Annotated in this window: 17 protein-coding genes; 9 read left to right on the forward strand and 8 right to left on the reverse strand. The window is 32.8% G+C overall.

Annotated elements, in window-relative coordinates:
• Positions 1–14: 14 nt before the first annotated feature.
• From rlmH to SOM12_RS04990, 7 genes are all read right to left on the reverse strand, one after another.
• The gene (gene rlmH / locus SOM12_RS04960; RefSeq protein WP_095927727.1) at positions 15–488 is read right to left on the reverse strand and encodes a 23S rRNA (pseudouridine(1915)-N(3))-methyltransferase RlmH; all 474 of its coding nucleotides are present in this window, start codon (positions 486–488) and stop codon (positions 15–17) included.
• A 212-nt stretch (positions 489–700) separates the two neighbouring features.
• Positions 701–1003, reverse strand: coding sequence for an antibiotic biosynthesis monooxygenase family protein (locus SOM12_RS04965; RefSeq protein WP_095927726.1), 303 nt, complete (start codon positions 1001–1003; stop codon positions 701–703).
• Between the two features lie 90 nt (positions 1004–1093).
• Positions 1094–2509, reverse strand: coding sequence for an adenosine deaminase (locus tag SOM12_RS04970; RefSeq protein WP_320492625.1), 1416 nt, complete (start codon positions 2507–2509; stop codon positions 1094–1096).
• 235 nt (positions 2510–2744) lie between these two features.
• Entirely contained in the window at positions 2745–3029 is a 285-nt protein-coding gene (locus tag SOM12_RS04975) for a GNAT family N-acetyltransferase (protein WP_095927724.1), read from the reverse strand.
• A 5-nt stretch (positions 3030–3034) separates the two neighbouring features.
• Positions 3035–3430 carry an OsmC family protein gene (locus tag SOM12_RS04980; protein ID WP_095927723.1) on the reverse strand — a complete coding sequence of 132 codons (396 nt, stop codon included), beginning with the start codon at positions 3428–3430 and terminating at the stop codon, positions 3035–3037.
• A 2-nt stretch (positions 3431–3432) separates the two neighbouring features.
• Entirely contained in the window at positions 3433–4314 is an 882-nt protein-coding gene (locus SOM12_RS04985) for a pirin family protein (RefSeq protein ID WP_095927722.1), read from the reverse strand.
• Between the two features lie 294 nt (positions 4315–4608).
• A complete protein-coding gene (locus tag SOM12_RS04990) occupies positions 4609–5709 on the reverse strand; it encodes a DNA alkylation repair protein (RefSeq protein WP_320492626.1) in 1101 nt (366 codons plus the stop codon).
• A gap of 205 nt (positions 5710–5914) precedes the next feature.
• On the opposite strand from SOM12_RS04990, the gene nadC reads away from it, so the two are divergent.
• The 5 genes from nadC to priA all read left to right on the forward strand — a co-directional run bounded on the left by nadC (position 5915) and on the right by priA (position 11449).
• Positions 5915–6772, forward strand: coding sequence for a carboxylating nicotinate-nucleotide diphosphorylase (nadC, locus tag SOM12_RS04995; protein ID WP_095927720.1), 858 nt, complete (start codon positions 5915–5917; stop codon positions 6770–6772).
• An 80-nt stretch (positions 6773–6852) separates the two neighbouring features.
• Positions 6853–7776: a YihY/virulence factor BrkB family protein gene (locus tag SOM12_RS05000; protein WP_095927719.1), complete on the forward strand. Its 924-nt coding sequence runs from the start codon at positions 6853–6855 to the stop codon at positions 7774–7776.
• A 1-nt stretch (position 7777) separates the two neighbouring features.
• Positions 7778–8206 (forward strand): DUF2147 domain-containing protein, encoded by a 429-nt coding sequence (locus SOM12_RS05005; RefSeq protein WP_250835664.1) that lies wholly within the window; start codon positions 7778–7780, stop codon positions 8204–8206.
• Between the two features lie 10 nt (positions 8207–8216).
• On the forward strand, positions 8217–8975 hold the full coding sequence (bla-B1-FLAV, locus tag SOM12_RS05010; RefSeq protein ID WP_320492627.1) for a subclass B1 metallo-beta-lactamase: 759 nt from the start codon (positions 8217–8219) through the stop codon (positions 8973–8975).
• A 23-nt stretch (positions 8976–8998) separates the two neighbouring features.
• Positions 8999–11449 carry a replication restart helicase PriA gene (priA, locus tag SOM12_RS05015; protein WP_320492628.1) on the forward strand — a complete coding sequence of 817 codons (2451 nt, stop codon included), beginning with the start codon at positions 8999–9001 and terminating at the stop codon, positions 11447–11449.
• Positions 11450–11458: 9 nt separating this feature from the next.
• Here the strand turns inward: priA and SOM12_RS05020 are convergent, their stop codons facing one another.
• Positions 11459–12157 (reverse strand): LytR/AlgR family response regulator transcription factor, encoded by a 699-nt coding sequence (locus tag SOM12_RS05020; protein ID WP_008463025.1) that lies wholly within the window; start codon positions 12155–12157, stop codon positions 11459–11461.
• Between the two features lie 177 nt (positions 12158–12334).
• On the opposite strand from SOM12_RS05020, the gene rpsF reads away from it, so the two are divergent.
• The 4 genes from rpsF to SOM12_RS05040 all read left to right on the forward strand — a co-directional run bounded on the left by rpsF (position 12335) and on the right by SOM12_RS05040 (position 14094).
• Positions 12335–12676, forward strand: coding sequence for a 30S ribosomal protein S6 (rpsF, locus tag SOM12_RS05025; RefSeq protein WP_068842999.1), 342 nt, complete (start codon positions 12335–12337; stop codon positions 12674–12676).
• A gap of 5 nt (positions 12677–12681) precedes the next feature.
• Positions 12682–12978, forward strand: a complete 297-nt coding sequence (gene rpsR, locus SOM12_RS05030; RefSeq protein WP_002987043.1) for a 30S ribosomal protein S18 — start codon at positions 12682–12684, stop codon at positions 12976–12978.
• Positions 12979–13046: 68 nt separating this feature from the next.
• Positions 13047–13487, forward strand: a complete 441-nt coding sequence (gene rplI, locus SOM12_RS05035; RefSeq protein ID WP_095927713.1) for a 50S ribosomal protein L9 — start codon at positions 13047–13049, stop codon at positions 13485–13487.
• Between the two features lie 133 nt (positions 13488–13620).
• On the forward strand, positions 13621–14094 hold the full coding sequence (locus SOM12_RS05040; protein WP_095927712.1) for a DUF6495 family protein: 474 nt from the start codon (positions 13621–13623) through the stop codon (positions 14092–14094).
• The last annotated feature ends 420 nt before the right edge of the window (positions 14095–14514 follow it).

Consider the following 14514-nt stretch of genomic DNA (forward strand, 5'->3'; position numbering starts at 1 on the left):
CTGAAACAAAAAAACTATTGATGATGATACGGCTCATTTCGTAAAATGGTAAATCCGCGGTACAATTGCTCTATAAAAAACAAACGAACCATTTGGTGCGAGAACGTCATTAGCGAAAGCGAAACTTTTCCTTGCGCTTTTTTATAAACGGTTTCAGAAAATCCGTAAGGACCACCAATTACGAAAACTAAAGTTTTAACACCAGAATTCATTTTCTTTTGTAGTTCTTCAGAAAAACGAACGCTTGAGAATGTCTTTCCGTTTTCATCCAACAAAATCAATTGATCGGTTGCTGAAAGTTTAGACAGAATTAATTCGCCTTCTTTTTCCTTTTGCTGACTTTCAGATAAGTTTTTTACGTTTTTGATATCGGGAATAATTTCCAGATCAAATTTGATGTAAAAGGACAAACGTTTGGTGTAGTCGTCTATCAAAGTTTGAAGCGATTTATTATCTGTTTTGCCTATGGCTATAAGTTTAATGTTCATTGGTTAAGTTTTTTGCAAAGAATTACACTAATTCGCACGAATTTACTTTTTGCCACAGATTAAAAAGGATTAGAATGATTTCTTTAGATTGTCACCCTGAGCGAAGTCGAAGGGCGTTCCAATTGGACGTAGGCTTCGACTTCGCTCAGCCTGACAAAAACAGCAAATAGAAAATCCTTTTTAATACTTTTAATCTGTGGCAAATAAAAACATTATTTTTTATTTTCAAAAACCGTTTCAAAATGTTCTACAATTGGAAAAGGTTCGTAATAATGATGTAAAATCTTTTTCCATTCGAGATACGCTTCAGAAGTTCTAAAACCTACTGTGTGATCTTCTAATGTATTCCAATCGACCAATAAAAGATATTTGTTTTCGACTTCCAGACATTTCTCTAATCGATGCCCTAAATAACCATCAATTGAAGAAATGTATTGACTTGCTTTTGCAAAATCGACTTCAAATTGATTTGCTAAGTCTGGTTTTACGTAAAGAAATGCTGCCTCTAGTATCATATTTAAAGGAATTTTATCTGCTTAATCTGCCAAATCTGCGAGAGTATATTTTTCCCGCAGATTTAGCAGATCTGATAGATTTTATTTTTACTAGTTTTTTGAGAACTTTGCTTCAAAAGTTTTAAAGCGGTTATCTAAATCTTTTATTAATTGTTTTTTTACTGATGCGTCTTGAATAAAACTGTAATTGATGCTATTGTAAACGTATTTTTTAATTGTTTCGTAATTCACATCAGGATATCTTTTTGCCAGTAAAACATATTGTTCGGTCATATTGCTTCTTAAAATTCCCGCATCGTCTGTGCTGATCACAATTGGCACATTAAATTCTTTGTAAAGCGTAAACGGATGTCTGTTTTCTTTTACTTTCAAAATAAATTCGTTACTGACTAAATTGATTTCAATCGGAATATTTTTTTGAGCCATATATTTCAATAAATCATAAGAATTGGCTTCATAAGCGATATCAACTCCGTGGCCAATTCTGTTGGCACCTGCTACATAAATAGCGTCATTAATATGCCAAGTCAATTCTTCGGGCTGAACTAAACCTAAAGTCAATTCACCAGCATGAAGCGTATATTTTACGTCAGGAAATTTGGAATGACAGTATTTAAACATCACCATGTGCAACCAATAATCTTTCATAGAAGTCTGTCCGTGTTCTGGCGAAACGATATTTACACCAGCAGTCAATTTACTTTCGCTTGACGAAATAAAAGCAATAACCAGATTTTTAAACAAATCTACCGGTTCCATAAAACGAAGCACAAAGTTTTGATAACGCATCGTGAATTTATCGTCATCCATTTTTAAATCCTTGTGTAGCTTGGCAATGAAATTATTGTTGAAATCGTCAGCATATTTTTTAGCCTCTTTTTTCTGAAGTGATTTATACAATTCATCCAAAAGTTTCAGAACCGCTTTTTCGTCTTTTTGTTCTGAAGCTTGACGAAGTTTCGTATTGAAATCAGCTAAGTCAGAAACATTCATATCACATGGAATTGTTGATAATTGCGTTTCAATATAAGTAACGTTTTCTGCAATCGCGCGTTTTTTTAGTTCAAGCATTCCTTCTGCAAAATGCCCCGCGATAGTGGGTTCAAATTTCATGAAAGAATCAAAAAACTGATCATCCGAAGGAACAGAACCATTATAATCTTTTACCGACCAAGTTTGCATGATCTGCTGTTCGTAATACTCTAATTTTCCTTTGTTATTAAGAGAAGAGAAGTTTTCCCAGTTTCCTTTTTCGGGTTTGGTTTTAGAAACTGCCATAGTTTCCAAATTTAAATAAAAATCTTCTGCAATAGCTCTTTCTAAAAGAGGTTCTGCATAAACTGATCCTGAAAAATGGTGGTGTAAATCGCCTCCTTTAGGCATTTGTTGAAAGAAAGCTGTTAAGGGAGCTTCATTATTTCTGATTTTTTCTAAATAACTCTCAGCCGATTGAGAAAAGCCGATTTGTGCTATAAAAAAACAGAAAAGCGTAATTATTCTTGTCATACTCTAAGATTAAATTACGCGCAAATATACGAGTTTTCGGAGAATTTTGAAAATTTGTTTTTTGTTGTGGTGAGTTTTACCGCAAAGAGCGCAAAGTTTTATGATATACGAAACCTAATATAAACGCAAAGTTCGCAAAGCTTTATGTAAAAAACTTTGCGAACTTTACGTAATCCTTTGCGTTCTTTGCGGTTAAAAAAAACTTAGAATCTTAGCATCTCAGAACCTTAGAAACTCAAGAAAAAAGTACATCACGAATTTCTTCAACTTTATCGAAAACGCTTTTTGCGAAAGGACAAAGTGGAATAATTTTTAAGTTGTTATTTCTAGCATATTCTACAGCTGCCATAACCAGTTTCTTACCAACGCCTTTTCCGTTAAAATCTGGGCTTACTTCGGTATGGTCAATGATGAATTTTGAATCTCCCGCCCAAGTATAAGTCATTTTTCCAGCTTCTTTTCCGTCTTCTATGGCTTCAAAATAGCCTTTTCTTGTATCGTTTATTTGTTGAATTTCCATATTATTTATACTAAAGAAGTTTCTATTTTAATTGTATTTATAAGTGTTTTATGGACAGGACAGCTGTTGGCAATTTTCAAAATTCGCTGTTTTTGAGCATCGTCTACATTTCCTGTAATTAAGATTTTGGTTGAAAATAAAGAAACGGTATGTTCTTCATTCTTTTCAAAATCTACCCAGATTGTAAGTTCTGAAACATCCCAAGCTTTGCGGTCAATGTACATTCTTAATGTAATTAAAGTGCAGGAAGCGAGCGAAGAAGCTAGGAGTTCAAACGGACTAAAGCCTAAATTTTTTCCGCCCATTTCTTGCGGTTCGTCGGCAATTAGAATATTTCCTGTTTTAGAAGTTATTTCTGTGCGATATTTTCGGGTGTCTATTGTAGCTTTTACTGTATCCATATTTATTTGATTCTTGGTTCTGGTAATGGCACAAATTCAGTTTCTCCTGGAACTTTCGGGAAAGTTTGGTTTGTCCAATCTGTTTTTGCTTTTTCGATGAGGTTTTTGTCAGATGAAACGAAGTTCCAAAAGATAAAATGCTCTTCAGGAAAAGGCTGTCCGCCAAAGATATAAACAGTCGAATTCGCGGCAATTTCGAATTCGCAAAGAGAAGCTTCAGTTGTAATCAGAATTTGTCTTGGATCGTAAGTATGTTCGCCATTTTTAATGCTTCCATCTAAAATATATAAACCGCTTTCGCCAAATAAATGTTCTCCAATATTGATTTTCTTCGCTTCTTTGCTTTTAATTTCAATAAAATAAAGCGGACTATAAACAGGAACTGGAGATTTTTTGCCAAAAGCTTCACCAGCAATTAATTTATACGAAACGCCATCTTCTTCCCAAGCTGGAATATCATCTGCTTCAACGTGCGTAAAATTAGGTTCCATTTGCTCCAATTCTTTTGGAAGCGCGACCCAAATCTGCAATCCGTGAAGCATTTTGTCTGAATGTCTTAGATATTCAGGAGTTCTTTCAGAATGAACTATTCCTTTACCCGCTGTCATCCAGTTTACAGCACCTGGTTTTATTTCTAGTTCCGTCCCTAAACTATCGCGGTGCATAATACTTCCTTCAAACAAAAATGTAAGAGTAGAAAGTCCGATATGCGGATGTGGAGGAACATCCATATTTTCATGATCACTTAAATGCGCAGGTCCCATATGATCGATAAATACAAATGGTCCGACAGCTCTTTTTTCACGGAAAGGCAATAATCGCCCTACCATAAAATTGCCAATATTGGCAGCACGTTCTTCGATAATTAAACTGATATTTGACATGTGGTATTATTTGATTTGAAAACAAAATTACAGTTGTGATAGAAATCTGTAACTTAATTTAGATTAAGAAAAGTTGTTTTTGGTATTAATTATAAAAGTAGTGAAAATGTGTAATTATTCAAATTATTGATTTTGATGTTTCTAAGTTTTTTTGTCATTTCGACGAAGGAGAAATCTTCGCAAGAAACTCGACAAAGATTGAATTCTCGTTGCGGAGCTACTTGTGGAGATTTCTCCTTCGTCGAAATGACAAACTAGACGACGACACCTTGATTATTTACGAAATTTGTACTTTTAATCAATCAATTCAAACTCCAAAACTTCACTTTCTGTCCCATTAATAATAATTGATAATTGATGCACTCCCGTATAAAAAACACGTGTCGTAATTAACTTAAACGATTGGTTTCTTTCAATCTTAGTTAATTGATTGGGATGATAAATTTTTTCACTAATCTTAAAGACTTTTTTCGCCAAATGCCCTTTTGCTTTTTTATAATGAACCGCATATTCTAAACGGATTGTTTTTGGTTCTTCGTTTTTATTATTTAAGTGAAATTGAAACTGCAAATAATCACCAATTTTTACAATTGGCGTTTTAATTTCGAAAGACGAAAGTTCAATATTGGTACTTTCTAAACCATAATGGCCTAAAATTTCAGGATGTCCTTGTTTTAATAAAGTTCGGCAGCCGTGTTTGATGATTCCGTCGATTTCTTTGCTATGCCCTTTCCATTTATTGGCGATTTCTAATACAATCTGTGGATTATCTTTTGCAATATCATTTAAATTATTGGCAACACTTCTGCGGACATATTCTGAGGGATCATTCTTTAAATTCTCCAAAATTGGAAGAATAGACGAGGGGTCTTTTTTAAGAAACGGAATTGCCATTGCCCAAGGTAATCTTGGGCGAGAACCTTCGCTGGCTAAACGTCTGACGTGATGATTTTCGTGCAATGACCATTGGATCATTTCGTTGATCATTTGTTCTTTATATTTTAAAATAAAAGGACGAACGGCAAATTCGCAGCTTATAAATTGTGTTATGGAAACAAAGGCTTTCACTGAAGTTTCAAAATCATCTAAACCATACATTTCGATATAATCGGCAAAGAAAATGAAAGCCAAATTGCTGTCTGCAAAATTATTTCTCTTTAAATTTTCGATGATTTTATCAATTAAAGAAGTGGCTTCTACGAAATTTTGAGGCATGAATTGATGAAGTACAACTGTAGTATGTTTCATTCGTTCTTTCCATTCTTTTTGAATAAAATCACCTTCATAAATGGTATCGATGAATTTCTTTTTGTTGAATGAAGGATGCACTTCGGCCACAGCTTGACCAAATTTTTCGTAAAAAGAAACCGAGTAAATATCTTTAATTAATCCCATAAATTTTGTTTGATTGAACTTCAAAGATATTTAATTGAACGCTTATTAGTAGATTAAGTTTTGTTAAGAATTGTAACTTTATTTTTCGGAATATCTTAATGGTTAAAAAAGAGATATTTAATGTTTTATGTGATTTTTCATGTTGTCAGAACTTTCAAATCCATAAAATATATCCTAATTTAGCATTATTATTAAAAACAGAAAAATGATAAGCAAAGCTCAATTTCAAGCAGAATTAAAACTTTTAATCAGTAATGCCATTAGAGAAGATGTTGGTCCAGGCGATTATAGTTCGCTGGCCTGTATTCCAGATACAGCACACGGTCAGGCTAAATTATTGGTAAAAGATCAAGGAATAATTGCTGGTGTTGAATTGGCTAAAATGATATTTGAGCATGTAGATCCGAAACTGAAAGTGAAAACTTTTATCGAAGATGGAACGCGTGTAGAGTATGGCGAAATTGTTTTTGAAGTTTCTGGGAGCTCGCAATCTATACTAAAAGCAGAAAGAGTTGTTTTAAATACTATGCAGAGAATGTCTGCAATTGCAACAAAAACAAACCATTTAATGCAACTTTTGGAAGGGACAAATGCAAAAATATTAGATACACGTAAAACAACTCCAAATTTTAGAGTTGCAGAAAAATGGGCTGTAAAAATTGGCGGAGGAGAAAATCATCGTTATGCTTTGTATGATATGATTATGTTGAAAGACAATCATATCGATTTTGCTGGCGGAATTACTCGCGCTATTTCTAAAACTAAAGAATATTTAAAGGAAAATAATCTGGATTTAAAGATTATTGTTGAAGCCCGCAATCTAGATGAAATTAGAGAAATTTTATTGAGTGATGGTGTTCATAGAATCCTAATTGATAACTTTAATTATGAAGATACCAAAACGGCTGTTGCTTTAATTGGTACAAAATGTCAGACAGAATCTTCAGGAAATATTAGCGAAAAAACAGTTCGCGAATATGCTTTGTGCGGTGTAAATTATATTTCGTCTGGAGCTTTAACACATTCTGTTTATAATATGGATTTGAGTTTGAAAGCGTTTTAAGGAAGTTATAAGTTTTGAGTTATAACTTATGAGTTTTGTAAATCTAAAATCAGAACTCTAAAATCTAAAATCAAAAAAATATGTCGCAAGAGATAGAAGATCGGATTGAGAAACTGCCTGTGGTGCGGACTTTAGCCCGACTTTTGAAGAAAATAAAACTGCCTTGGCTGGAAGGATTTTCATTGTACGATTTATTAGAAATGTACACCATCGGGATTATTGATGGCGCTTTTTCGTATCATGCAAGTGCGGTTTCTTTTAGCTTTTTTATGGCTTTATTTCCTTTTGCGCTGTTTATCTTAAACTTAATTCCGTTTATTCCTATAGACAATTTTCAGGAAGATTTTTTGCAGTTTGTGCAACAGAGTGTTCCTCCGAATACGTTCGATGCTATTAGTAAAATCATCAGCGATATCTTAAATAATAGTCACTCAGGATTGTTATCGTCAGGTTTTTTGCTTTCGATATTCTTAATGGCAAATGGTATTAATGGAATTCTAAGCGGTTTTGAATCTTCCAAACATGTTTTTGATAAACGCGGTTTTTTTAGACAATATCTAGTTGCGCTAGCGATCTCTATTGTTATGACTGTTATTCTGTTTGTAACAGTAGCAACAATTGTGGTTTTTGAGGTATTTATTCAAAAAACAATAATTCAGGATGTACTGAGTGATCGAATTCCGTTGATCATTTTAGGAAGATATCTGTTTGTTGTTTTAATGATTTTGATAACATCTTCAATATTATTGCGTTATGGTACAAAACAGTACAATAAAGTGCCTTTTATAAGCATTGGTTCTGTTTTTACAACGGTCTTAATTGTTATATCTTCATTCTTTTTTGGGATTTGGGTTATAAAATTTTCAAAATACAATGAACTTTATGGTTCAATTGGGACATTATTAATTCTAATGTTTTATATTTGGATAAACTGTATGATTCTGCTTTTAGGGTTCGAATTGAATGCTTCTATCAGAAAATTAAAACAAAAAAAAGAAAAATAATATGAAAAATTTGATGCTAACTATCGGAGTGTTCTTCTTTGCGCTGACCATGCAAAGTCAAAGTGTAATTGGAAAATGGAAAACAATTGACGATGAAACAGGAGAAGCTAAATCTATAGTAGAAATCTATGAGAAATCAGGAAAAATATATGGTAAAGTAGTAGATATCCTTCGCGACAGCCACAAAAAAGATGTTTGTGTAAAGTGTGATGGAGCCGAAAAAAATAAGCCAATTTTAGGTATGGTAATCATGAATGGTCTTAAGAAAGATGGTTCAGAGTATAATGGAGGAACAATTTTGGATCCTACAAGTGGTAAAAAGTATAAATGTTATGTTACTTTAGAATCTGCAGACAAATTAAAACTTCGCGGTTATGTTGGGATTTCTTTGATGGGAAGAACGCAATATTGGACCAGAGTAAAAAACTAATTAAAATATAATGCGAAAAATTGCTTCAATAATTTTATTCTTAGTTATAGTTTCAAATAGCTTTGGACAATCTAAGAACTCGCCATTACAAATAAGTCATCTTACGGGTGACTTTTATGTTTATAAAACTTTTAACGAATACAAAGGGGTAAAGATTTCTGCTAATGCTATGTATGTCGTTACAAAAGAAGGTGTTGTTCTTTTTGATGCTCCATGGGATAAAACGCAGTTTCAGCCTTTATTGGATAGTATTGAAGCAAAACACAATAAAAAGGTAGTGATGGTTTTTGCAACGCATTCGCATGAAGATCGCGCGGGTGGATTGGATTTTTATAGAAAAAAAGGAATTAAAACCTACTCAGGTAAATTGACAGATGAAATCCTTAAAGGGAATAAAGAAGGAAGAGCAGAATTTGTAATTCCAGATGATGCGACTTTTACAGTTGGGCAATATAATTTTGAAGTGTATTATCCAGGTAAAGGCCATGCGCCAGATAATATTGTGGTTTGGTTTGGGAGAGAGAAAATTCTTTATGGAGGTTGTTTTATAAAGAGTGTTGAAGCACAAGATTTAGGGTATTTAGGCGATGCTGATGTTAAGGAATGGGAGAAATCCATAAAAAAAGTTCAGTCAAAATTTAAGAATCCGAAGTTTGTTATTCCGGGGCACGATGGAGGAACGACAAATGAATCTGTTGTGCATACTTTAAAGCTGATTCAGGATTATAATCTTTCAAATGACACTTCCTCTAAATCAGGTCAGAAATAATAACTGACTTATAATAAAAATCCATGTATTTCATTGAAGTTATTTTACCGCTTTCTTTAGCTAAGACATTTACATACCGAATTTCTGAAGCCGAATTTCATTTCATAAAAAAAGGAATGCGTGTTGCTGTGCCATTTGGTAAAAGTAAAATATATACAGCGCTTGTTCTGGACGTTCATGAAAATGCTCCAACATTATACGAAGCTAAAGAAATCCATCAAATTTTAGATGAAGTACCCATTGCGACCGAAATCCAGATTAAACATTGGCTTTGGGTTGCAAATTATTATATGTGCGGAATTGGAGATGTGTATCGAGGCGCATTTCCGAGTGGATTATTGTTGGAAAGTGAAACAATCATTTCGCATAAACCTGATGTTGTGGTAAATGACAGCGAACTTTCTGATGATGAATTCTTGATTTATGAAGCGTTACATCATCAAAGTTCATTAAAGATTCAGGAGATTACTTCGATTTTAAATAAAAAGAATATACTTCCGATTCTGCAAAAGCTAATCGCGAAAGATATTATTTTTTTGGATGAAGAAATAAAAGAAACATACAAACCAAAATTGGTTCGATATGTTAAATTGCATTCAAAGTACGAATCTGATAACGGCTTGGCTGAATTACTCGAAGTGCTGAAAAGTGCTAATAAACAGAAAGAAATTGTTTTAACTTATTTTCAGTTGAATGCTTCGGAGAAAAAGCCTATTACGGTCAAAAAACTTACGGAAGTTTCAAATGTAACAGCAGCAGTTGTAAAGGTTTTAGTTGAAAAAGAAATTTTCGAAGAATATTATTTGCAGCATGATCGTGTTACATTTAATGGAGAAGTATCAGATAAGCAATTGCAGCTTAGTGAGGCTCAGGAAAGTGCTTTTTCTGGAATCAAAAATAGTTTTCTGGAGAAAGAGGTTTGTCTGCTTCATGGTGTAACTTCTAGCGGAAAGACTGAGATTTATATCAAGTTAATTGAAGAGTATTTAGAGACAGGAAAACAGGTTTTGTATCTGTTGCCAGAAATTGCTCTTACTACGCAGTTGGTTTCGAGATTGCGTTTTCATTTTGGAGACAAAGTAGCTGTTTTTCATTCCAAATACAGTAATAATGAAAGAGTTGAGGTTTGGAGGCAAACGCTTGAAAACTCTCCAAAAGCACAAATTGTAATTGGAGCAAGATCGGCTTTGTTTTTGCCTTTTAATGATTTAGGATTATTAATTGTTGACGAAGAACACGAGCAGACTTTTAAGCAGACAGATCCTGCACCAAGATACCATGCGAGAGATGCTGCAATTGTTTTGGCTAATTTTCATAAAGCAAAAGTGTTATTGGGTTCTGCAACGCCTAGCATTGAAACCTATTTTAATACCCAAAATGATAAATACGGATTGGTAACACTTTCTGAACGTTACAAAAATGTCCGTTTGCCTGAAGTACTTTTAGTTGATTTAAAAGACAAGCATTTCAGAAAAAAAATGACGGGGCATTTTAGCGATCTTTTAATCGAAGAAATTGCAGAATCGATGTCATTAGGAGAGCAAGTTATTTTGTTTCAAAATAGAAGAGGATATTCGCCTATAATAGAATGTTTGACTTGCGGCCACGTTCCGCATTGCCAGCAATGTGATGTAAGTTTGACTTATCATAAACATAAGAATCAATTGAGATGCCATTATTGCGGTTATTCTATAGCAAAACCTACAAATTGCCATAACTGCTCCAGTATTGACTTAACTACAAAAGGATTTGGAACGGAGCAGATAGAGCAGGAGTTGGCTTCACTTTTTCCGAAAGCAAAAACAGCTCGAATGGATCAAGATACGACTCGAGGTAAATTTGGTTTTGAAAAGATAATCGATACGTTTAAAAATCGCGAAATTGATATTTTGGTGGGTACGCAAATGCTGGCCAAAGGACTTGATTTTGATAATGTGGGTTTAGTCGGAATCATGAATGCGGATAATATGCTCCATCATCCAGATTTTAGAGCTTTTGAACGTAGTTTTCAAATGATGACTCAAGTTGCGGGAAGAGCAGGTAGGTCTGAAAAACAAGGAAAAGTTGTCATTCAGACTTATAATCCGAATCATAATACAATTCAACAGGTTACAAACCATAATTATATAGGTATGTATAAAGAACAGTTGTATGATAGGCAAATCTATAGATATCCGCCTTATTTCAGGATTATTAAGCTTACGCTAAAGCATAAAGATTTTGATAAATTGAAGGAAGGAGCTATGTGGCTGTATCAGGTTTTAAGTCAGAACTTAGGAATGCCTGTTTTAGGGCCAGAAGAGCCAGCGATAAGTAGAATACGAAATGAATATATCAGAACTATTTTAATAAAGATTCCGCATAATCTTCATTTAGGAAACACAAAAAAAACTATTCAGAAAATGCTGAATAGTTTTGAAGCTGTGGCTCAATATAGAGCTATAAAAGTTGTAGTAAACGTTGATTTTTATTAAAACGACAATTTAAGAAGAAGTTGAAAGTGCTTTTACTAGATCCTCTTTTTTATTGCGGCTTAGCGGTATTTTGGTAATGCCAATTTCGGCAAATTTACTATTGAATCGTTCAACCTTATCGATATTAATAATATACGATTTGTGAACACGAATAAATTTGTCTTTGGATAAATCATTTTCAAAAGACTTCATAGTAGAGAGAACCAAATTGCTGTCGTCTTCGGTTACTACTCTTACGTAATCTCCAAAAGCTTCAATCCATTTTATTTTTGAAGTGAAGATTTTAAGTTTTTTTAGATTACTTTTGATGAATATATGTTCGCCTTCTTCTTCTTTGATATCTTTTTTAAGCAAATGCATATCAATTGCTCTCTTTACCGAGGCATTAAAACGATCTACTGCAATAGGTTTCTGAAGATAGTCGGTAGCGTCATAGTCGAAAGCTTTGAGGGCATATTCGGCTTTAGATGTAATAAATATAATTTGCGGTTTTGATTTTAATCCGTCAAGAAAATCAAATCCGTTAATAACTGGCATTTCTATATCAAGAAATATTAAGTCAATATTATTTAATGAGATACAACTTTTTGCTTCAATTGCATTAGAAAAATCCCCGATTAAATGCAAGCCTGGGTGATTATTGACCAATTTGGCAATAATTGTCCTTTGTATAGAACTATCATCTACAACAACACAGTTTAGTTTCATAACATTTATATTTAGAATAAATTCAGGATAGCAGTAGTAAATGTATTATTTTTTTGTAAAAAAAACTAAGGTTGAGGCATCTTTTTTGCATTATGACGAATAAAAGAAAAAAAATGTTGGATATGTAAATTAAATGCTTACTTTTGCACCCAATTTTAACAAATAAATTTTTTATTTATGAATCATTATGAAACTGTTTTCATTTTAAATCCCGTTTTATCTGAGGTTCAGGTGAAGGAAACAGTAACGAAATTTGAAGAATTTCTTACTAGTAGAGGAGCTGAAATGGTATCGAAAGAGGATTGGGGTCTTAAAAAAATGGCTTACGAAATCCAAAACAAAAAAAGTGGTTTTTACCATTTATTCGAATTCAAAGTAGCTGGAGAAGTTCTTTTAGCTTTTGAAACTGAATTCAGACGTGATGAAAGAGTTATGCGTTTCTTAACTGTAAGTTTAGATAAACATGCTATTTCATGGGCTGAGAGAAGAAGAGCAAAATTAAAATCTACTAAAGCGTAATTATTATGTCTACAATCGAGCAATCTGCAAAAGGAAAAAAAGACGGAGATATCAGATATTTAACGCCTTTAAACATTGAAACTAACAAAACTAAAAAGTATTGCCGTTTCAAAAAATCAGGAATCAAATACATCGATTATAAAGATGCTGATTTCTTATTGAAATTCGTTAACGAGCAAGGAAAAATTCTTCCACGTCGTTTAACTGGAACTTCATTAAAATACCAAAGAAAAGTTTCTGTAGCTGTAAAAAGAGCTCGTCACTTAGCTTTAATGCCATACGTGGCCGATTTATTAAAATAGTATAAAAAAATCTAGTCGCTGGTTTCTGTTTGATCAGAACCTAACTTCTAAAATATAAGGACAACAACATGGAAATTATTTTAAAACAAGACGTACAAAACCTAGGGTTTAAAGATGATGTAGTATCTGTAAAACCTGGTTACGGTCGTAACTTTTTAATTCCTCAAGGTTTTGCTACTTTAGCAACTCCTTCTGCTAAAAAAGTTTTAGCTGAAAACCTAAAACAAAGAGCACACAAAGAAGCTAAAGTTGTAGCTGATGCTAAAGCAATAGCTGAAACTTTAAAAGCTCTTGAAATTAAACTTACTGCAAAAGCTGGTGGAGAGAAACTTTTTGGTTCTATCACTAACATCGATATTGCTGCAGCTTTAGAGAAATCTGGTAATGCTATCGATAGAAAATTCATCACTAGCGGTGTTGTAAAACGTTTAGGTAAATACAATGCTACAGTTCGTTTACACAGAGATGTAATCGTTGAATTAGCTTACGAAATTGTTGCTGAAAAGTAATAGTTTTTAGATCTATACAAAAATCCCGATGAAAGTCGGGATTTTTTTGTTTAAGACAAGATTAATAGTAATAATTAGACTTATGGCTGTTGGCTTAGAGCTCACAGCGTAAAGCATAAAGCCTAAAAAAGAAATGAAATACGCAAGATTAACAAAAGAGCAGTTTGACGAATTACATGCTGAATTTGCAAGTTTTTTGGCAACACAAACAATAGATAGAAAAGAGTGGGAAGAGCTTAAGGTCAATAAGCCAGAAGTTGCTGAACAGGAACTTGATGTTTTTTCAGATTTGATTTGGGAAGGTGTATTAGGTAGAGCAGAATATTTGGAACATTTTTCTAAAAGCCATATTTTTCTATTTCATTGTTTTGATACTTATATTAAGTCAATTGTTTTGAAAACTTTTTCTCCAGAGGTAGACTTTTTGACTAAAGAAGGGCTTCAATGGTTAAGCGATAATATGTTTACAGACAATATTGAAATGAAAGTTGGAAAGAAAGTGTTTACAGAGGAACGTAATTCTTCGATTTTTGAATTGATTAAACAAGGCGCTTTTTTAAGTGATGGACAGTTGTTTAATCAAATTAATACAATTATAGAATCTTAAAATAATTTTTATAAGGTTTTTGAATAAGGCAGACAGTTGTTAGCAATTGTCTGCTTTTTTTGTTTTTTAACTTTTGTTTAATCTTTTTAAAAGTTTTGACCCCGTATTTCTACTTGTTTTTTTTAAAGTCTTCATTTTTTTTGGATTTTTAGTTTTCGTGAAACAGTTTTGTGGCTATTGGTCTTTAATACGGATAGCTTTGTCGATAAAATTATTTAAAACGTAAGATTATTCTTTGTTAAATCGATTTAACATATTTTGTTTAATATTTTGTTTAATGTGAAATTTATAAGCTAATTATGTTAAAAGTAGCTGTTTTCTTGATGTTTTGATGTGTTTATAATTTTGAAATTAAAGTTTTATGAATAAATTATAAGAATTTTATGTTTGTTTTATGTTTTTGTTTTTCCTAATTTTAGG

The organism is Flavobacterium sp. CFBP9031, from assembly GCF_034044945.1.
GTDB lineage: Bacteria > Bacteroidota > Bacteroidia > Flavobacteriales > Flavobacteriaceae > Flavobacterium.